Origin of the sequence: Nocardia sichangensis (assembly GCF_047200615.1) — a bacterium.
Taxonomy (GTDB): Bacteria; Actinomycetota; Actinomycetes; order Mycobacteriales; family Mycobacteriaceae; genus Nocardia; species Nocardia sichangensis.
The window spans coordinates 69,190-88,329 of record NZ_JBJZOK010000031.1 but is presented as its reverse complement, the minus strand read 5'-3'; the positions used below and the strand labels follow the sequence as shown (position 1 = coordinate 88,329).

The 19,140-nt window shown below is 66.7% G+C and carries 15 protein-coding genes; 11 read left to right on the top strand and 4 right to left on the bottom strand.

All coding sequences use genetic code 11. From position 1 onward, the window contains the following. Positions 1 to 4: 4 nt before the first annotated feature. The 4 genes from ACL03I_RS32085 to ACL03I_RS32070 all read left to right on the top strand — a co-directional run bounded on the left by ACL03I_RS32085 (position 5) and on the right by ACL03I_RS32070 (position 4,943). On the top strand, positions 5 to 1,384 hold the full coding sequence (locus tag ACL03I_RS32085; RefSeq protein ID WP_412807712.1) for a serine hydrolase domain-containing protein: 1,380 nt from the start codon (positions 5 to 7) through the stop codon (positions 1,382 to 1,384). A 28-nt stretch (positions 1,385 to 1,412) separates the two neighbouring features. Continuing rightward, the gene (locus ACL03I_RS32080; protein ID WP_397078538.1) at positions 1,413 to 2,144 is read left to right on the top strand and encodes a MerR family transcriptional regulator; all 732 of its coding nucleotides are present in this window, start codon (positions 1,413 to 1,415) and stop codon (positions 2,142 to 2,144) included. Positions 2,145 to 2,278: 134 nt separating this feature from the next. Next, on the top strand, positions 2,279 to 3,451 hold the full coding sequence (locus tag ACL03I_RS32075; protein ID WP_379252592.1) for an aminoglycoside phosphotransferase family protein: 1,173 nt from the start codon (positions 2,279 to 2,281) through the stop codon (positions 3,449 to 3,451). A 325-nt stretch (positions 3,452 to 3,776) separates the two neighbouring features. Further along, positions 3,777 to 4,943 carry a cytochrome P450 family protein gene (locus ACL03I_RS32070; RefSeq protein ID WP_412807711.1) on the top strand — a complete coding sequence of 389 codons (1,167 nt, stop codon included), beginning with the start codon at positions 3,777 to 3,779 and terminating at the stop codon, positions 4,941 to 4,943. A gap of 314 nt (positions 4,944 to 5,257) precedes the next feature. Here the strand turns inward: ACL03I_RS32070 and ACL03I_RS32065 are convergent, their stop codons facing one another. Together ACL03I_RS32065 and ACL03I_RS32060 are read right to left on the bottom strand one after the other, a co-directional pair. Further along, on the bottom strand, positions 5,258 to 5,560 hold the full coding sequence (locus ACL03I_RS32065) for a hypothetical protein (protein WP_412807710.1): 303 nt from the start codon (positions 5,558 to 5,560) through the stop codon (positions 5,258 to 5,260). A gap of 474 nt (positions 5,561 to 6,034) precedes the next feature. Continuing rightward, positions 6,035 to 6,898 carry an NmrA family NAD(P)-binding protein gene (locus ACL03I_RS32060; RefSeq protein ID WP_412807709.1) on the bottom strand — a complete coding sequence of 288 codons (864 nt, stop codon included), beginning with the start codon at positions 6,896 to 6,898 and terminating at the stop codon, positions 6,035 to 6,037. A 96-nt stretch (positions 6,899 to 6,994) separates the two neighbouring features. Between ACL03I_RS32060 and ACL03I_RS32055 the strand changes: the two genes are divergently transcribed. After that, positions 6,995 to 7,738 (top strand): TetR/AcrR family transcriptional regulator, encoded by a 744-nt coding sequence (locus ACL03I_RS32055; RefSeq protein WP_412807708.1) that lies wholly within the window; start codon positions 6,995 to 6,997, stop codon positions 7,736 to 7,738. Here ACL03I_RS32055 and ACL03I_RS32050 read toward each other — a convergent pair. Then, entirely contained in the window at positions 7,697 to 10,519 is a 2,823-nt protein-coding gene (locus ACL03I_RS32050; RefSeq protein ID WP_412807707.1) for an aminotransferase class I/II-fold pyridoxal phosphate-dependent enzyme, read from the bottom strand. The two genes, ACL03I_RS32055 and ACL03I_RS32050, sit on opposite strands and share 42 nt — an antisense overlap. A 189-nt stretch (positions 10,520 to 10,708) precedes the next feature. Here ACL03I_RS32050 and ACL03I_RS32045 point away from each other — a divergent pair, with 189 nt between their 5' ends. Both ACL03I_RS32045 and ACL03I_RS32040 read left to right on the top strand, forming a co-directional pair. Beyond that, on the top strand, positions 10,709 to 11,995 hold the full coding sequence (locus ACL03I_RS32045) for a PucR family transcriptional regulator (protein ID WP_355076692.1): 1,287 nt from the start codon (positions 10,709 to 10,711) through the stop codon (positions 11,993 to 11,995). 59 nt (positions 11,996 to 12,054) lie between these two features. Beyond that, positions 12,055 to 12,522, top strand: coding sequence for a hypothetical protein (locus ACL03I_RS32040; RefSeq protein WP_355076691.1), 468 nt, complete (start codon positions 12,055 to 12,057; stop codon positions 12,520 to 12,522). A gap of 20 nt (positions 12,523 to 12,542) precedes the next feature. Here ACL03I_RS32040 and ACL03I_RS32035 read toward each other — a convergent pair whose 3' ends face one another. Beyond that, positions 12,543 to 13,106: an ester cyclase gene (locus tag ACL03I_RS32035; protein WP_412807706.1), complete on the bottom strand. Its 564-nt coding sequence runs from the start codon at positions 13,104 to 13,106 to the stop codon at positions 12,543 to 12,545. 325 nt (positions 13,107 to 13,431) lie between these two features. Here ACL03I_RS32035 and ACL03I_RS32030 point away from each other — a divergent pair, with 325 nt between their 5' ends. From ACL03I_RS32030 to ACL03I_RS32015, 4 genes are all read left to right on the top strand, one after another. Further along, positions 13,432 to 13,839, top strand: a complete 408-nt coding sequence (locus ACL03I_RS32030) for a Zn-ribbon domain-containing OB-fold protein (RefSeq protein ID WP_355076687.1) — start codon at positions 13,432 to 13,434, stop codon at positions 13,837 to 13,839. 117 nt (positions 13,840 to 13,956) lie between these two features. Further along, positions 13,957 to 17,235: a protein kinase domain-containing protein gene (locus ACL03I_RS32025; protein WP_412807705.1), complete on the top strand. Its 3,279-nt coding sequence runs from the start codon at positions 13,957 to 13,959 to the stop codon at positions 17,233 to 17,235. Between the two features lie 184 nt (positions 17,236 to 17,419). Beyond that, a complete protein-coding gene (locus ACL03I_RS32020; RefSeq protein WP_355076685.1) occupies positions 17,420 to 17,932 on the top strand; it encodes a zinc metalloprotease in 513 nt (170 codons plus the stop codon). Between the two features lies 1 nt (position 17,933). Next, the gene (locus ACL03I_RS32015) at positions 17,934 to 19,100 is read left to right on the top strand and encodes an MAB_1171c family putative transporter (RefSeq protein WP_412807704.1); all 1,167 of its coding nucleotides are present in this window, start codon (positions 17,934 to 17,936) and stop codon (positions 19,098 to 19,100) included. Positions 19,101 to 19,140: the final 40 nt, after the last annotated feature.

The window sequence follows — 19,140 nt, the reverse complement described above, 5'->3', positions numbered from 1 at the left end:
TGGCATGAACGAGATGAACACGGAATTGGCCGAATTCGTCGCGGCGTCGGCCGGGAGGTTGGGCGTACCGGGTGTCGCGGTCGGGGTGACGGTCGGCGGTCGAGAAGACTTCGCTTGCCACGGGGTTACGAGTGTGGTCAATCCGCTTCCGGTCGACCGGGACACGATGTTCGTGGTCGGGTCGGTGAGCAAGACGTATACGGCGACCGCATTGCTGCGGTTGGTCGCCGAGGGACGGGTGGAGTTGGACGCGCCGGTGCGGCGGTACGTCCCGGAATTCGCCCCTGCCGACGCGGCCACGGACGAGATCACTGTGTCGCGGCTGCTCAACCATACGGCCGGGCTGGAATGGAAGCTCGGCGTCGATACGGGCGAAGGAGACGACGCTTTGGCACGGCACGCGGTGAAACTCGCCGAGGCGCGGCTGATCGCGGAACCGGGAGGGCGGGCGTCCTACAGTCAGGCGGGGTTCAATCTGGCAGGCCGGGTCGTCGAGAACGTCACCGGGTCGACCTTCGAACGGGCGGTCGCGTCGCTGTTGTTCGAACCGCTCGGGCTGACACACAGCTGTTATTCCGTCGACGACGTCATGACCCGGCGGTTCGCGGTGGGTCACAACGTCGACGCCGACGGTGTGCTCGCCGTCGCACGGCAATGGAAGGACAACCGCGCGAACAATCCCGGCGGTGGCGTGGCGACGTCTGTCCGCGATCTGCTGCGCTGGGCGCGGTTCCACCTCGGCGACGGCCGGACCGAGGCAGGCGAGCGCATCCTGCCCGCCGAACTGCTGCACCGGATGCGGGAGCAGACCGTGGAGCTGCGCGGGAGCACCCTGGGTGACGCGCTCGGGATCTGCTGGTTCCTGCGCGAGGTGAACGGTGTCGCGACCATCGGGCACGGCGGGTCGGGCAACGGTCAGTTCGCCGACTTGCTCATCGTGCCGGAGCGCGATTTCGCCGTCGCGGTGACGTCGAACGCGGGCCCGGACGCGGGGCTGGCGTTCAACCGGACCGTGGTGAAATGGGTGCTCGAACACTACCTCGGTGTGGTCGAACGCGATCCGGAGCCGCTGCCCTACGACGTGGCGCGGGCAGGGGAGATCGTCGGGCATTACGAGAACGAGATGATGCGGCTGACGCTCGACACCGACGGGGCAAGGTTGACGATCGAATGCGCCATCAAACCCGAGATCCGTGCCGCCGCGGTGACCGATCTGCCGCCCGACCTGCCACCGGCTACCCTCGGCCTGCTGGCCGGCGACGCGGACGAGTACATCGTCACCGAAGGCGGTCTGCAAGGACAACGCGGGTTCTTCACCCGTGACGATTCCGCCGCTGTGACCGGAATCGATCTCGCCGGTCGCTTGTTCGCCCGGGTGCGATGACGGCGGCGGGCACCGAAGGGAGACAGGCGTGATCACGATCGGGCAGCTCGCGCGGTATGCGGGCGTGACGATCAAGGCCGTGCGTGTCTACCACGAACGCGGCCTGCTGCCCGAGCCGCCGCGCGACTCCTCCGGCTATCGCCGCTACAGCGCCGAGGACGCCATCGATCTGGTCAAGATCAAGACATTGGCGCGATCCGGCGTGCCCCTGGCGCGGATCAAGGAATTGCTGACCGCGAATTCCGACGAGTTCGCGGCGGCGATCGCCGAGATCGACCGCATGCTCGCCGAACGCGCCGAGGAGATCCGCCGCACCCGCGAGCAGATCGCCGAACTGGGGTCAGGCGATCGACTGTTCGTGTCCGCCGATGTCGCCGAATACCTCGCGCGCCTGCGCGCACTCGGGGTGAGCGACCGGGCGGTCCGGATGGAGCGCGACATCTGGATTCTGCTGCAATCGGTCGCTCCGGAACAGGCGTCGGACTGGGTCGCCGACAAGCTCGACGCCATCGACGATCCGCGATTCCGGGCCATCTACCTCGACTACGACGCGGCATTCGACTGGTCCCCCGACGACCCGCGGCTGGTGGACCTCGCCGACCGCACCCGCCGGTGGATCATCGGCAGACGCACCGGAGCCGGCCGGACCACCCCGGCGCTGGATCCGAAACTGGTCCGCCTGGTGAACGAATCCGTCGGAGTCACCTCGCCCGCCTGGGAACGGCTGACGAAGATCGCGCAGAAGGCGACCACCGAGTAGCAACCGCCCGCATCGGCTCGGCAATCGCATTGCGGTACAGCTGTTTCGAGAGTGCGTTACTGTCCTGCGGACCCGTGCGCCGGCGATCCGGCTGCTCGGGCGGTCATGTCGTACTCCGGAATCGAGGCAAGCGTATGAACCACAAGCTCTGGTTGCTCGGACGGTCCGTCACGGTCGGTGCTCACATCATCGGCGAGAAAGTGTTCCGGCCGAAGGCGCGCGACGTCGAGGACGTCCCGGTGTCGGGTGAGACGCTGACCCCACAGTGGCTGACGGCCGTGCTGTGCCGCGATGTCCCCGGGGCCGAGGTGCTCTCGTTCGAAACCGCGAACGGCAGCCGCGGAACATCAACCCGCGTCGCGATTCGCGTCGACTACAACGACGCGGGACGGCAGGCGGGCTTGCCGACCGACCTCTTCGCGAAGACGACGACGGCCTTCTCGCAACGCATCCTGCTCGGTGGCGGGAAGATGATCGACGGCGAAACCCGCTTCTTCCGTGACTTCCGCCCCCAGGTCGACATCGAGGCGCCGATCGGCTATTGGGGTGCCGCGGATTCCGCGTCCTGGCGATCGATCGCCTTGATGGAGGACATCGCCTCGACCCGTGGTGCGCAGTTCGTCGAGCCGAACGCCCCGGTCGCCCGGGACCAGATCGAAGACCTGGTGCGCAATCTGGCTCGACTCCACCGCACCTTCTGGAATCACCCGTCGATCGCGGACCTCAAGACCACCACCGAGGCGCTGCGGGCATACCTCGCCGCCATCGACATGAAGAAGCGTTGCGAGGTCGGCCTGCGCCGCGCCGCGGCGGTGGTTCCGGAGGCCCTGCACGACCAGGCCGACCGGCTGTGGGCCGGTGTCGAGCGGGCGATCGACAACGCGACGAACGAGCTTCCGCAGACTCTGTTGCACGGTGACCCGCACATCGGGCAGACATATCGAACCGCCGCCGGGCGAATGGGATTCGTCGACTGGCAGGTGGTGATGCGGGGAGGCTGGGCACACGACTTCGCCTATACCGTGAATTCGGGATGCGAGCCCGAGGACCGGCGCGCTTGGGACCGCGAACTGCTGGCGGCCTACCTGGACGAACTCGGAGCCCTCGGCGGCCAGGCGCCGTCGTTCGAGGACGCGTGGCTGGCGTACCGGCAACAGTCCATGTTCGCGTACGCGGCGTGGGCGTTCACGATCGGCAGGGCGGCGTATCAACCCAAGATGCAGCCGGTGGAGACTTGCCTGACGCTGTTGAAGCGAATCACCACGGCCATCGACGACCACGACTCACTGGACGCTCTCGGCGTCTGACCCCGAGTTCGTCCACTGCCTCCGTGTTGTCGCGGCCGGGTCGATTCCGGCCGCGCAGCGGATCGGCAGGCATTCTGCGAAGCTTGTTCTCGTCCGCGGTGAGGGTCACGGTCCACGCGCGCTATACCATCGCTTGGTTCCGGCACAGTCGCCGTGAGTTCGCTCCAGTGCAGTGTCCAGGCAGGGAGCGGTAGTTCAGCAGTCACGTTGTGCAACACCAATGTTTGGAGTTCGCTCTTTGAGTACGCCGCAATCTCATGCTCCGGCTGGGTCGTGCCCGGTCCTCCACGGCTCGCCGATCGAATCCGACGAACAGCGAGTGCCCATGTACTCGCCCGAGTTCGCGGCCGATCCGCACCGTGTGTACCGCGAGATGCGCAGGCGCTATGGGTCTTTGGCGCCGGTGGAGTTGGCCCCCGGCGTCCCGGCCACCTTGGTGATCGGCTACGGCACCGCGGTGCGGATCCTCAACGATCCCGACCATTTCCCGGCCGACCCGCGCGCCTGGCAGAAGAACATCCCCGCGGATTGCCCCATTCTTCCCCTGCTGGAGTGGCGGCCCATGGCCAGTCGCAGCGCCGGGACCGACTTCACCCGCTACCGTGGGGCGATCACCGCCAGCATCGACGAGGTCGACCTGTATGCCCTCCAATCCGTCGTGGAAGGACTGGCCACCCCGCTGATCAACTCCTTCTGCGAAGACGGGTCCGCCGAACTGATCCGCCAGTACGTGTTCCCGCTCGTCTTCCAAGTGGTGAACTATCTGCTCGGCTGCCCGCCGGAGATCGGGGCGCAGGTCGCCGCCGGTACGGCCGCCCTCCTCGAGGGCGTCGACGCCGAGAAGGGCAATCAGATGCTCGGCGAGGCGCTGATGAGCCTCGTGACACTCAAACGCGCCGAACCCCAGCGCGACATCACCTCGGTACTGCTGCGGCATCCCGCCCGGCTCGACGACGTCGAGGCGTCGCACCACGTGTCCCAGGTGTACGGCAGCGGCATCGAATTCCAGCTGAACCTGATCACCAACACCCTGCTGCTGATCCTCACCGACGAGCGCTTCGGCGACAGCATCCTCGGCGGAAACCTGTCGTCCCGCGATGCCATCGACGAGGTCTTGTTCAACGACCCGCCACTGGCGAACCTTTTGATCACCTATCCCCGTCACCCGATCCTCATCGACGACGTCTGGTTGCCCGCGCATCAGCCTGTCGTCATCAGCATGGCCGCGTGCAACAACGACCCCGCGATCCGCACCGGCGACTTGACCGGCAACCGCTCCCACCTGGCCTGGGGTCTCGGCCCGCACGCCTGCCCCGCGCGTCCGCTGGCCTACCTGATCGCGCAAGAGGCCATCGACCAACTCCTCGACGCACTGCCGGAGATCGACCTGAACCTGCCGAACCGAACCCCCGAGTGGCGACCGGGCCCCTTCCACCGCGCCCTGACCGAATTGCCGGTCACCTTCCCCCCGACCTCTCCGCTGAACATCTGACGCAACGCTGTCGAGGCTTGCGGCCTGCGGCCGTCATACGACAGGTGCGCGCCGCTACACACCCGACGACAGTTGGCGGCGTGAGGTGCTGACCGCTCTCGATCGGGCGGAACTGCTTCTGCTGGCGTGCGGGCCCGGACCGGGTCTGCTATCCGCCCGGTCTACGAACGTGCGGGTCGCGCGATGCCGGGACTTCCCTCCGACCACTGGCCGCGCTCGGAAAGATCGTTGTCGCCGTACGGTCACCGGGCTTCGCCGCGACCCCGCTCGAGTGCGGCGGGGTCGCACGTACGCACCGTGATCATGAACTGGCGCTACCCCGCGATCGGCCGGACGTGAGGCGGCCGATGGGGCCCGCCCGGGGTGCGGTCGGCGGGGATGCTGGTGGCGCTGGCCGCGTTGCCGGGGGTGAGGTTGGTCTGGCCGCCGGGAGTCAGGTTGGTTTGCGGCCCGCATGCCAGGTTGGGCCAGGAGCAGGTCGGTAGGTTGGGGTCCTGGCCGGCCTGGGCCACGCCGGCCGTCAGCAGCCCCATGCCCAGCAGGGCGGGTGCTGCGGCGATCGCCATGGCGCGGGCGAAGCGGCGGGTGCGGCGGGTCGAGCGCTGGTCGATGGTCATATGGGTGCTCCTTCGTGTCGGTGTGGCGGGGAGGTCCCGCTGTCGTCATTTATGACGCTGTCCAGACTCATCGACGCTGGTCCGGGCCGAAAGGACACCCAGGGTGCGCGGCAGCGCACCCTTCTCGTGGTTCGATCCCACCAAGGTGTCGGGTTCCGGTTGCCCACGCGGACACCTTTGCGCGTCGTCCCCGGCATCGCGTTCTCGATCAGCACGGGCGGCGATATCGTTTGCGGCTGCGGAATCGGGACCGCCGAGGTTGGCGTATCGGGATACAGCAGCCTGCAAATCGGCGGCGACGGCCGACTCCGCCGCATTGGCCGGGCGAGCGGAGTGGACCGACTACAAGGCGATCATCCTGCAGGCCACGCGCTGATCTCCGGATCGAAACGAATGCCGGTCACCCAGCGCGTGAACACAATGGCCCGCAGCAGTTTTCGGCGATCGCTGCGGGCTCGCTCTGCCGACACGCCATCAAACGTGGGAGAGCTGCTCGCGCAGCACCGTACTCAAGGTGACGGGTTCGCGACCGAGCAGGGTGGCCAGTGTCGGGTCGACAGTGGCGAACTCGCCGACTCGGCTGGCGGCGAAGATGCCCAGCAACTGATCCGCCCGCTGCGCGGGAACGCCTTGGCCCACCAGCTCATCCCGGAACTTGTCGTCGGGTGTCGTGGTCCTCGTCACGGCGCGGCCCGTGATCTCGGTGGCGATACCGGCGATGTCGTCGAAGGTGAGCGCTTGCCCTCCGGTGAGCGGCGGCGTGGGGCCGTCGAAGCGGCCTTCGTCGGCCAGGATGGTGGCGGCGGCTTCGGCGAGGTCGGCGTGCGCGGTCCAACTGAACGGCCCGTCCGCGGGGAGTTCGAGCTGACCGGATTCCACTGCGTGGCCGAGGAAGTGCGCCGCGCTGGTGGCGTAGAAGCCATTGCGCAGCGACGTGAACGGCACACCGCAGGCGCGTAGTGCGTCCTCGGTGGCGGCGTGATCACGGCACGCCTGGAAGTGCGACGAGGCACTGGCTCCCATCTGGCTGGTGTAGAGGATGCGCCGGGCGCCCGCGGCGACGGCCGCTTCGATCGCGGTGCGGTGTTGTTCGACGCACTCTTCGCCCATTTTGTCGACGGAGACGATGAGTACCTGAGAGGCGCCCTCGAAGGCGTTGGAGAGGCCGGCGGCGTCGGTGAAGCTTCCCTCGCGTACCCGTACCCCTCGCTCGGCGAACGCCCGCGCTTTTCGCGGGTCGCGGACGCTGACGCCGACTCGGTCCGCCGGTACGCGCGTCAGCAGTCTCTCGACGATCTGACGTCCCAGCTGTCCGGTGGCTCCGGTCACGATGATCACGATGCGCTCCTGTGTTACGGCGATGGTTCCAATGGAAACATTTGAACGGTATCACTGATACTAACAATGGAACCAGTGAAGCGGTATCGTTGATATATGACATCGCGCGCACGCGGCACCGATGACGCAACTACCGTCGAGTCCGTCGCGGCCACGGGCCGCGAGCAGACCCGGCAGCGGGTCATCGAGGCCGCCATCGACCTGCTGACGCGTGGGGGTCGCGACGCGGTCACCACGCGCGCGGTCGCTGATGCGGCGGGCTTGCAGCCGCCGGCCATCTACCGGCTGTTCGGCGACAAGGACGGGCTGCTCGACGCGGTGGCCGAGCACGGCTTCGCCGCGTTTCTCGCCACCAAGCACGTCGACCCCGATCCGCCGGACCCCATCGAGGACCTCAGAGCCGGCTGGGACGTCGCGGTCGAATTCGGTTTGGCCAACCCCGCGCTGTACACGTTGATGTACACCGAACCCGTCGGTACCTCCTCGGCTGCCTTCAAGGCCGGCATGGAGATCCTGATGGGCCGAATCCGGCGCCTCGCCGCAGGCGGCTGGCTGCGCGTCGACGAGGAACTCGCGGCCCAGATCATCCATGCCACGGCGCGCGGCGCAGTGCTCACCTGGCTCTCGCTGCGCGAGGAGCGGCGTAACCCGGCCTTGTTGACCACCCTGCGGGAGTCGATGGTCGCCGCCGTCACCAACCAACAACCGGCGGTGCGAGACGCGGGCCCGGCAGGCGCCGCCCGCGCCTTGCGCGCCGCACTGCCCGAGCAGACGACCCTCAGCAGCGCGGAGCAAGATCTACTGCGGGAGTGGCTGAACCGCCTTGCCGCCGACGGCTGATCGCCGACCCTCGATCTTCCCGGCGCCGACACCGTCGGATGCCGCGGCAATCGGGTGCCGAGCCGCGGCCAGCCGCGCGAGCGCGGTTTCGGTGAAGACCGACAACCCGAGGTCGGGGTTGTATCCGTGAATTTCCTTGACGTCGAGGTCGGCGAGGAAATAAAGGATCTCCGTCGAGACCACCTGCCCTGGAACCAGTATCGGGAAGCCGGGCGGGTAGGGCACCACGAAGGTGGCCGATACCAGGGGCTTCCCCCTGGCGAGCCGTCGCCCGGCATCGCCGAGCAGGACGTGTTCGCGGTCGGACTCCGCATACCCGGCGTAGAAGGCCGAACGCATATCGCCGAACGAGCTGGCGCCGTCGGGACGGAAAGCGCTGTCGAACTCGCTGAAATCGGGCAGTGCGGGCAGATCCTTGGTGATCTCCTCGACCCGGCGCTGTTGCAGGGCGCGATCGGCCCTGCCACCCGCGCTCCGGCTTCTCTCGAAGTCGGTGGCGACCCGGCGCAGCACGTCGAGCAGGTAGTGCACGCTCGACCAGGTGACGCCGATCGTGAAGATCAACAGCACACTGTTGATCGAGGTCTTGTTGATCTGGATGCCGAACCGGTCCATCAGGATCTTCTCGCGGAAGTCGTACCCGTTCATGCCGGTCTTGCCGATGAACAGGGTGACCCGGGTCGGGTCGAGCACGAACTGATCGGACCGCCACGCCTCGTTCCATTCCGCCAAGCCACCCTGTCTGACCTGCCGGTAGGAGATGACTTCGGAGGGGCGGAACTCGTCGGGCACCAGGTCGTCCTCGTCGAGGATGCGGAACCACTTCCCGATCAGCCGGTCCTTACGGACGCGGTGGCGGAACACGAGCGCCATGTCGTAGACGTTGCGGACCAGCTGGAAGCCCTCGATGTCGACCTGCCTGCGCGCCAGGTCCAACGACGCCAGGAGTTGCTGGTTCGGCGAGGTCGAGGTGTGGGTCAGGAACGCCTCGGCGAACGTCTCGCGGACGAGAGCTTTGAAATCCTGGTCGCGGACATGGATCATCGACGCCTGCCGAAGCGCGGACAGCGATTTGTGGGTGGAATGCGTCGCGTACACGCGCACCCGCGCACGCTCGGGGTCGGGAAGCAGCCTGCGCTCGCTCAACTCGGCACGGTCGACTCCCCGCATCGACGCACGCCACTCGCGGTACTTCTCGGCGTACCCGGGCGAGGACAACATCGATCGGAGTTGCTCGGCGGCAACCATCGCGGTGCGCTGTCGCGCCCACGGCACGGCGGTCGCGAACGCGTACCACGCCTCGTCCCACAGGAAGCAGATGTCCGGCTTGATCGCCAGAACCTCCTCCATCACGCGCTGGGGGTTGTAGACGATGCCGTCGAAAGTGCAGTTGGTCAGCAGCAGCATCCGCACCCGGTCCAGTTGTCCGGCCGCCTCGAGGTCCAGCAGTGCCTTCTTGATGGTGTGCAGGGACACGGCTCCGTAGATCGCGAACGGCGCGAGCGGGTAGGCATCCAGGTACAGCGGGTAGGCCCCGGCGAGCACCAAGCCGTAGTGGTGCGACTTGTGGCAATTGCGGTCGATCAGGACGATGTCGCCCGGCCGGGTCAGGGCCTGCACGACGATCTTGTTCGCGGTGGATGTGCCATTGGTGACGAAGTACGTCTGATCGGCGCACCACGTCTCGGCGGCTTTGTCCATCGCCGCCCTGATCGTGCCGTGTGGGTCCAGCAGTGAGTCCAGCCCGCCGGAGGTGGACGACGTCTCGGCCATGAAGATGTTGCGGCCGTAGAACTCGCCCATGTCCTGCAGCGACTTGGAGTTGAAGATGCTGGCGCCACGTGCGACGGGGAGCGCGTGGAATTGGCCGACCGGCGCGGCCGCGTAGGCACGCAAGGCATCGAAGAACGGTGTGGCGAACCGGCTGCGGACGCCCGCGAGCACCGTGCTGTACAGGTCGGTGACGTCGTTGAGGCGGTAGAACGTGCGATCGTAGACGTCCGTCTCGTCCTCGGTCTCCGCGGCGATCGACTCGTCGGTGAGCAGGTACAGGTCGATATGCGGTCGCAGCTTCCTGATCCACTCGCCGCATTCGACCCAGTCGTGGTTGCGGTCGGTCACGTTCACGTCTTCGTTGGCGCCGAGCAACGTGGTCATCAACGGCGCGCGGTCGCTGGAACGGAGGGGGAGGTCGTGCCGGATGATCGCCGCCTGAATCTCGCCGTTCAACGCGACGGCGGTGATGGCGTCCTCGATGCTCGCCACGACGAGCAGTTCGAACTGCACATCGTCCGATGGGTCGCGCAGTGCCCGCAGGCTCTCCGCCAGGCCCGCGGGAGCGTCGGGCGGAGCGTCGTCGCCGAGCAGGACGGTGTAGAACTGCTGCTCTTTGGCCCGCGCCACGAGTTCCTGATCTTCCAGCGGCGCGGAGGTGTCGAACAAGGCCGCACGGTCGCCGTACTCGGAGAGCAGGCGCACGGCCAGCGACACTTCGTCGGTGAGCCGCGCCGTCGCGAGATCGGCGAGATAATCGCGGAACGCCGCCAATCTCGCCGGTCCCGGGTACAGCCAGTACCGCTCATAGGTGCCGAGTCGATCGAGAAGACGCCGCACCCGGGCGGCTTCGTGGGTGGCGTCCAGCCCGGCCCGATTGACATCGGCGAGCCGACGGCACGCGTCGTCGAGCAGATTCCAGGTGTCGATTCGCGAGTACGACGGGTTGGCCACCGCCGCCAGCGCGGAAACAGAAAGCCCTTTCGGGCGCTCGCCGTCTCGGTGCATGTCGTCAGTTCCTCCCCCTCGATGGGCGAAGTGATCTGTCGAACGCGGTAGACCTAATTGTGCCTCGCAGCAGATCGAATTCCTAGCCGAGCGAAGAGAGCACGTCGGCAGGTTCCTCGCCGCGCTTCTCGCTCGAGGGCCGCCCGCGATATTTCCGTGGCGTCGAAGCGAGGTACCTACAATGATCGTGTGACGACTTTTCGTCGCGATAGCGAAGTCGAGCTCGGCGACTACGTCGGAGGGATCGCCGCCCGGATGAACGAGCGGGTGACGGAAATCGGCACGGCCATCCGGCGCAAACTCGAGGAAGAAATAGCCGAACTGCGCGAGGACACGCATTCGCGGGAACTGCTCGGGGCCAGCGTGCACGCGAATGTCGAGACACTGTTGCAGGCGCTGCGCCACAATATCCCGGTCGCGCGCGTCCAGGCGCCGACGGCGGCGATCGAATACGCCAAACGGCTTGCTCAGCACGAGGTTTCGCTCAATGCTCTGATTCGCGCCTACTGGGTGGGGCAGCGACGGATGAGCGAACTGGTGTTCGCGGAGGTGCGGGCCGCCGACATCACGCCGCAGCAGCGTGTCGACGCCCTGCAGACCATCACTACGACGCTGTTCAACTACATCGACTCGATCACCCGGCAGGTCGTCGCCGCCTACCAGGGCGAGCGGGAACAGTGGTTGGAGAATCAGAACAGCATTCGCACACTCCAGGTCCGCGAAGTGCTGACCGAGACGAGCGCCGTCGACGTGGACGCGGCGACCGAGTCGATCCGCTACCCGCTGCGCTGGCATCACCTCGCGCTGGTGCTGTGGTATTCGGAGCTGAGCACCGACGGTGACGAACTGCCCCGGATACAGCGGTTCGTGCGGGAACTGGCCGAAGCGGCGAACGCGTCGGCGCGCCCGCTGTTCGCCGCCGTCGATCGGGTCAGCGCATGGGCCTGGCTGCCCTACCGGTCGGTTCCCGCCGACCCGGTCGGCGCCGTACGCAGGTTCGCACGCGACCGGGCCGGCGCTCCCTGTTTCGCGATCGGCACGCTCGGCGCCGGCGTCGAGGGCTTCCAGCGGTCCCATCGGCACGCTCAGGCCGCGCGCGCGGTCGCGCTCGCTCGCGGCACGGACGATCCGACGGTCTTCTCCGCGACCGATCCGGGACTGTCCGCCGCGGCGCTGCTGGGTGGTGACATGGCGGAAGCGCGGGACTGGGTGAGCGAGGTACTCGGCGACCTGGCCTCCGACAACGACAACGACGAGCGGCTCCGCGAGACGTTGCGGGTCTTCCTGCGCACCGGATCGAGCTACAAGGCCGCGGCCGCGGAAATGAACCTGCACTTCAATTCCGTGAAGTACCGGATAACGCGAGCGATCGCGCGGCGGGGTCGACCGATAGACGACGACCGGCTCGAGGTCGAGATGGCGTTGCTGGTGTGCCAGTGGTACGGGGGCGCGGCATTGCGCCGAGGCCCGGCGTAGCGCAGATCGTTTTCACCTCCTGGCTTGAAACCCATCACCCCAAAGCAAAGGAGAAGGCAATGTCCACCATCCACTTCAAGGAGACGACGAACTCGACACCGGAGCAGTTCGTAGCGGCGCTCACCGATTTCGGGCCGGGCCGCTCACAGGTGTTCGGCAACAGCGCCGACGAATACCTCGAAGTGCATAACCAGGGCCGCCGTGAGGCCGACGTCACGGAAGGCTCGCACGGCATCTGGGAACGCCTGCACTACGACTGGTCGAATCCCGAGCGGGTCGTCATGACGACCACCGACTCGAACGTATGGGGCGGCCACTCGGGCCACACCTACACCTTCAACCGCCGGTCGGACGGGAAGACCGATGTGGATGTCGTCATCGTGCGCGAGGGCAAGAACCTGAAGGGACGCGTCCTCGAAGTCGTGGTCGGGACCGTCGGCAAACGCGTCCTGCGACAGGCCCTGGACAAGACCGTGAAGGCCATCGAAACCCGCGACAACGGGGGAGGAACGGCCGAACGCCCGTAACGGGTCCTGCGTATCGGCGGTCAATCGCCGAGGTCGGGTGGGGTGGTGGCCAGCAGGCGCGGGTCCGGATCGGAGCCGGCCATGGCGAGGGCTCCGGCGGCGGCTCGGCCGAGCTTCCACAGGTCACGAGGATCGCTTTTGTTCAGTCCGCCCACCAGTTGTCGGAGAATGGTGAGCTGGTCGAAGTAGATCCGTTCGGTCACCAGGTTCTCGTGCTCGTCGAAGACGAAGTAGGCCGTCATCCTCGTGCGGTGCCGGGAGCCGGTCGGGGGAATCTTGCCGAGTGATCCGAGATGTGTTCCGAGCAGCCAGAATTCGACGATGACGGCGTCATGGCTGTGCCGGAGCGCGATGAGTTCGTGGTCCTGATCGGGGAAGGCGACGCGGGTGTCGTGATAGTAGCCGCGCACTTCGCCGTCGCCGTCGTGGACGAGCATCTGCGCGATGATCTCGTAGTGCGGGTGGGGGAATGTCGACAGGGTGGCGTCCCAGTCCTGGCGGACTTCGTCGCGGAAGTGGTCGAGAACCAGTTTCTCGCGGGCTCGCAGCACGTCTTCGGGCGGCAGGTGGAATCGGGACGACATGGGAGTACTCCTTCGAAGCCGGGTCCATCAGTGCTGTGGCCGTGACTGCGCATGGGCCTGGTGCCCGGGTTGGTCCATGTGCCGGTGAGTTCGCTGGGGGAGGGAAACCGCGGATACGGAAAGCGCATGCCTCCGATATCCACAGTGTGGGTTAAGTGAGGACGAACTTATACCCACGCCGTGGATATAATCAAGGAGGTGTGCGGTCCGGCACCTCGATCGTGCGAAAAATAGGTATACCCCCGGGTAATTTCACCGTCGCTCGACGTGGCTCAGCGGGGCAGTCTGGAGCGGAACTTGCCAGCACCGCCTCGGGGAGGCCCGTATGCACACGAACCAGGTCGAGCACACTTCGAACGTCGTCGGAGGTGGCAGTGCGCTGCGCGCGGACGACATGTTGATGATCTACCGCTGCATGCGGTGCGAGAAGTTGCTCGCGCCGATAACGTCCGGGTGCTCGTCCTGCGGATCCGACGACCTCGAAAGTGTGCCGTCGTCGGGTGCGGGTTCCGTCGTGTCATGGCGGGTAGTGGATCGGGCCCCGACCGACAGGCAGGGCGGGTTGGTGCCGCTGACGATCGCCATCGTGGAGCTCGACGAAGGCCCGTGGGTCTACACATCGCTCGAAGGCGAGATCCCCTCGTCCGCGGGCCCGTCGGTGCGCGTTCAATTCCAACCCCATCCCCCGGAAGGCAGGTTCCCGGTCTTCGCGGTCAGCACCCGTTTGCCCTGACAGTCCGACTGCGCGACCCGCTGGATAAGTCCCGGCGATATCCTGGGGATACGTCACCGGGAGGTGTGCAGTGGTGGGTTTGCCAATGGGCTCGGATGGGGTGAATCGGTGTAGTCGATGACCGATGCCGATCCCTTCGCGACGCAACGCGACGCGTCCGGTTCGGTCGCGGCGGAATTGGCGGCGGCCGGGTTGGAGGACGCCGCCGAGATCGGCCGGGGTGGTTTCGGCGCTGTGTATTGCTGCAGGCAGGCTTCGCTCGACCGAGTGGTCGCGGTCAAGGTCCTCACCGCCGATCTGGACGAGGACAACCGGGCCCGGTTCTTACGCGAGCAGCGGGCCGCGGGCAGGCTGACCGGCCATCCCAATATCGTGCATGTCCTGCACGCCGACGTCACCGACGACGGTCGCCCCTACATCGTCATGCCGTATTACCCGCACGGCTCTCTGGACGCACGGATCCGCGGCAGCGGGCCGCTGGGACTCGAGGAAGTGCTGCGGCTGGGGGTGAAAATGGCCGGGGCTCTCGAGACGGCGCATCGCGCCGGGGTGCTGCATCGCGACGTCAAGCCCGGAAATATCCTCTACACCGACTACGACGAGCCCACGCTGGTGGATTTCGGCATCGCTCATATCGGAGGCGGGTTCGTCACCGGCGCGGGCATCGTGACCGGGACGCCCGCCTTCACTGCTCCGGAAGTGATCGGCGGCGAGGCGGCCGGCCCGGCCGCGGACGTCTACGGCCTCGGCGCCACCTTGTTCGCCGCGATCACCGGCCATGCGGCCTTCGAACGCCGCGACGGCGAGCAGTTGGTGGCCCAGTTCCTCAGAATCACCTCCGAGCCGGTACCGGACCTGCGCGAGCACGGCATTCCCGAGGCCGTGGGAGCCATCATCGAACGTGCCATGGCCGGTGACCCGAACAGCCGACCTTCCGCCGCGGAACTGGGTGAGCAACTCCGAGAAGCGCAGACCCGTCATGGTTTCCCTGTCGATGAAATGGCGTTGCACACTCCGCTCGCGGGGGAGCCCGAGGCCGAGTCACCAGGCCGGCAGTTGCCTTCGACGGGGTCGCGGCAGCATCGAGCGACGGAGGCTTCGTCGGGTTCGGGGAAGCTTCCGCTGGAACTGACCAGCTTCATCGATCGACGAACCGAGCTGACGCAAGCGACGAACTCGTTGTCGACCTCGCGGTTGGTGACCCTCACCGGGATCGGCGGAGTGGGCAAGACGCGGCTCGCGGTGCAAGTCGCCACCACTGCGCAACGCGACTTCGCCGACGGTGTGGTGTTCGTCGAGCTGGGTGAGCTGCTTGACGAATCGCTGTTGGCGAGCGTCATCGCCGGCGCGCTGAACTTGCAGGACCGATCGATGCGGCCGTTAAGCGACGTACTCGCCGAGTTCCTCGCCGATCGCGAACTGCTGCTCGTGCTGGACAATTGCGAGCAACTGGTGGCCGCGGTGGCGGAACTCGCGGAGTCGCTGCTTCGCGCGTGTCAGCGAGTGCGCATTCTCGCGACGAGCCGCGAGCCGATCGGCCTCGCAGGGGAAGCGGTTCTGCCGATCCACCCGCTGGCCGTCCCCGATCCGGATCGGCTACCCAGGAACCCGGCCCGCAATGACGCGATGAGGTTGTTCAGCGACCGGGCCGCCACTGCCGTGCCGGGGTTCGAACTCACCGAGGACAACCAACGCCCCATCGCCCGGATCTGCCGGCAGCTGGACGGCTTGCCGTTGCCGATCGAGCTGGCGACGGCCTGGTTGCGGGTGATGTCGCCGGAACAGATATTGCGACGCTTGACCGACCGGTTCGCCTTGCTCACTCGCGGCAGCAGGAGCGCACCGCCGCGGCAACAGACATTGCGCATGTGCATCGACTGGAGCTACGACCTGTGTACACCGGTGCAACAACGAGTGTGGGCTCAGTTGTCGGTCTTCGCGGGCAGCTTCGACCTCGAGGCCGCGCAATACGTCTGCGGAGAGGATCTGGCAGCGGAGAACATTCTGGATACGGTCGCGTTCCTCGTCGACAAGTCGATCCTCATTCGCGAAGAGTCGGCGGGCGTGGTGCGGTTTCGGATGCTGGACACGGTGCGTGACTACGGCCGCGAAAAAGGGGAACGGACCGGCGAATACCTCGAACTCTGCCGTCGCCACCGTGACTGGTACGAACAGCTGGCGCTCGATGCGAATGCCGACTTGATCAGTCCTCGGGACTTCGAGTGGGTCGGACGGTTGCGCCGGGAGCAGCCGAACATGCGGCAAGCGCTGGAATTCTGCGTGTCCGACAGCCCCGAAGCCGGAATCCGGATCGCCAACGCTCTGTTGCCCTTCCGGTTCTCCCACGGCTCCCTCGCCGAGGAGCGTCGCTGGCTGGAGCGTCTGCTGGCCCGCCGCACCGGCACAGTCACCGTCGACCAGGCCGCGGCGATATTCGCGACCTCCCTCATAGCCGCAGTACAGGGCGACGTCTCAGGGGTGGCCGATCTGGTACGCGAAGGGCACGCGTTCGCCGAGCGGTCGACCGAGCCGCTGATCCGCGCACATATCGACTTCGCCGATGGACTCCTCGCACTGTTCAACGGAAACCTTTCCGACGCCCGCCTGTATCTCGAGAAGGCCCTCCAGGTGTATACCGAGCGAGGCGGCCCTCTCCTCTTCCGAGTCGACGCGCTGACCTTTCTCGGTCTCACGCACGGGCTGGGTGACGACAGCGCGCGGGCCATCGAATATTTCGAACGCTCTCTCGCGCTCATCGAAGAACACGGCGGGACGGTATATCAGGCCTACGCGATGTGGGCGCTGGCTATTTCGTTGTGGCGTCGAGGAGATTCCGTGCGGGCGACTCGACTCATCGTGCGAGCACTGCGGGTGAGCAGGAAGGTGGACGACCGCACGAACCTCAGCATGTGCCTGCAAGCACTGGCGTGGATCGCAGCCGACCACGAAGCTGCCGAGCGTGTGGTCGTCTTGTTCGCGGCCGCCGAACAGATCGGCCGGTCCGTGGGTACCGCGCCGACCCAATTCCCAGAGCTGCTCGCTTATCAGGAAGAGTGCGAGCGCCGAACTCGAGAAGCCATCAGCGAGCACGCCTACGCCGCGGCCCACCGGGAGGGCGCCGCGCTCGATCTCGACGCCGCGATCGCCTACGCCCTGGGTGAACCGGCCTCACCCTCGGCGCGAAATCCCCTGGGCAGCAAATTGACCAAACGCGAGCGTCAAGTCGCCGAACTGGTCGCCGAAGGCCTGACCAACAGGGAGATCGCCGCTCGCTTGGTGATCTCGCCCCGCACCGCACAAGGCCATGTCGAACACGTGCTGACCAAACTGGGCTTCACCTCGCGAACACAGGTCGCGGCGTGGATAGCGGCCTCGCGCAACCCTTCGGGAACATGAGCGAACCGTCACGATCGACTACGCATTTCTCTGTCAGGCCGACTGGACGATGACCACGCGGCCGATCCGTCGAGTCGGTGCGAGAAAGCCTGCGCGACAAGCCGCGTCCGCGACGATGCTCGGTCGGCGGCTACGCTCATCGCGGTATCGGCATAGGTGACGTGATCGACAAGGGGAAGGCGTAATGGAGGATCTCGCCGCGCGATTCGAGGAGCTGGGTCGCCTGGTACCGATCCCCCACCCATGGGACGTAACGGAGTACATCGCGCGGGTGGCAGAGTACCGGGAACGGCCGATCACGTTGTGCCCGATCGATGTCGGCGCACTCTCGGAGAACGGATGCGGCACCGGAAGCGGCCTGTGGATCGCCCGTGCAGGCGACGACGTGATCATGTACGGAGCCGACACCGAATGGCATGCCGATCACATCATCGCCCACGAGATCGGTCATATGTTGCTCGGCCACGGAGGAACCGCGAGCGGTACCGATGGTGCCGCGGCCGATCTGCCGTTGCGCGAATTGATGCCCTCGCTGTCGCTGGAAACCATCCGCAGCGTACTGCGCCGCCAGGACTACGGAAGTGAGCGCGAGCGCGCCGCCGAAACCTTCGCGGACCTGTTGCTCGTCGAAGCGATGCTGCCGAAGCGGTCGGCGAGCCGGTTCCGCTCGACGTTCTTCCGAAACCGGCATCGGTGAGATGACTTCCCCGATCCCGGGTTCGATCACCTGGCCCGTCCTGACAGGTATCGCGTTGGCGCTCATCGGTCGGTGGTGGCTGTTGCCGGACAGCGTCGTCGACCGGCTCGTCAACCGCGCGCTCGCCGCGGCTCTCCTCGAACACCTGTTGCGGGAGTCGTGGTTCGAACAGTCACTGACCCGGCTGCTGCCCGGCGACAACAGCGACGTGGTGAACATCGCCCGGCAGCTCTCGCTGGGAGCAACCGTGCTGGCCGTCTCGAATATCTACGGCATCGCCAAGCTGTGGGCAGGCGCAGACCCCGCCCACACGTGGCACAGGCAGCGGCGCTACTACCTGCTCACCCTCACCGCCACCGTTGTCATCCTGATCGCAGGGACGCCCGCCCGCCGCGCCGACCAGTTGATCGACCAAGCCCTCGGCTGGCCTGCCGTCGTGATCTGGATCGCGTTTTCCCTGCCGCTCGGTGCGACGGCTGTGCTCGTCAGCCGGGCAAGCGTGCGCGAGATGCGCGCCGCGGGCGATAGCCCCTGGCAGGAACGCGCACTGTACACGGTGGTCCTGTGCACCGCGGTGGGCATGGGGATTGTCGCGGTCGCATACCCGATCGATTCGCTTGTCAGTGTCCTGACCGGCCAACCGCCATTCGATCCCGAAATGCGCTGGAAAGCATGGTGCGGGTTCCTTCTCTCGGCGGTCGGCGCTCCCGCCGTGGTCACGGTGCCGCTGATCAGCGCCTTGGTCTCCCACGTCGGATGGGACCGCACCAGCCGATATCGCCGCCGCTTGCAGCCGATGTGGGCCGATCTCACCGCAGCCGTACCGGAAATCGTCATGGAGACGCGGCGCGACCTCGACGGCCGAACAGACCCGGCCATCCGTCTGCACCGCATGACGGTCGAGATCCGCGACAGTCTGCTGCATCTCAAGCGCTACAGCGACTGCCCCGACGATCTGGCCGCCACCGGCGGCGACCCGCACATCTATGCCCGTCGCGTCGCCGAGGCCATCGCCACGAAAGCTGCCGGGCACGCCCCGCGCGCGAGCCGGCTCACGCCGCGGCACCAAATCCAACCGGGGGCAAGGGATCTCACCGCGGAGCTGCGCCAGCTCCTCGCACTCGCCGAGGCATGGCCACACGTCCGCGGCCTGACAAAATCGCCGTAGCCGTCGCGCGTCGGTGTATCCGCCGCCGTCGACTGCTCGA

What these genes read in the sequence shown, in the direction of transcription:
- ACL03I_RS32020 (WP_355076685.1), top strand. Translation starts at nt 17,420, where the DNA reads ATGGAGGATCTCGCCGCGCGATTCGAGGAGCTGGGTCGCCTGGTACCG.
- ACL03I_RS32015 (WP_412807704.1), top strand. Translation starts at nt 17,934, where the DNA reads ATGACTTCCCCGATCCCGGGTTCGATCACCTGGCCCGTCCTGACAGGT.
- ACL03I_RS32025 (WP_412807705.1), top strand. Translation starts at nt 13,957, where the DNA reads ATGACCGATGCCGATCCCTTCGCGACGCAACGCGACGCGTCCGGTTCG.
- ACL03I_RS32075 (WP_379252592.1), top strand. Translation starts at nt 2,279, where the DNA reads ATGAACCACAAGCTCTGGTTGCTCGGACGGTCCGTCACGGTCGGTGCT.
- ACL03I_RS32050 (WP_412807707.1), bottom strand. Translation starts at nt 10,519, where the DNA reads ATGCACCGAGACGGCGAGCGCCCGAAAGGGCTTTCTGTTTCCGCGCTG.
- ACL03I_RS32070 (WP_412807711.1), top strand. Translation starts at nt 3,777, where the DNA reads ATGTACTCGCCCGAGTTCGCGGCCGATCCGCACCGTGTGTACCGCGAG.
- ACL03I_RS32055 (WP_412807708.1), top strand. Translation starts at nt 6,995, where the DNA reads ATGACATCGCGCGCACGCGGCACCGATGACGCAACTACCGTCGAGTCC.
- ACL03I_RS32030 (WP_355076687.1), top strand. Translation starts at nt 13,432, where the DNA reads ATGCACACGAACCAGGTCGAGCACACTTCGAACGTCGTCGGAGGTGGC.
- ACL03I_RS32040 (WP_355076691.1), top strand. Translation starts at nt 12,055, where the DNA reads ATGTCCACCATCCACTTCAAGGAGACGACGAACTCGACACCGGAGCAG.
- ACL03I_RS32085 (WP_412807712.1), top strand. Translation starts at nt 5, where the DNA reads ATGAACGAGATGAACACGGAATTGGCCGAATTCGTCGCGGCGTCGGCC.
- ACL03I_RS32035 (WP_412807706.1), bottom strand. Translation starts at nt 13,106, where the DNA reads ATGTCGTCCCGATTCCACCTGCCGCCCGAAGACGTGCTGCGAGCCCGC.
- ACL03I_RS32065 (WP_412807710.1), bottom strand. Translation starts at nt 5,560, where the DNA reads ATGACCATCGACCAGCGCTCGACCCGCCGCACCCGCCGCTTCGCCCGC.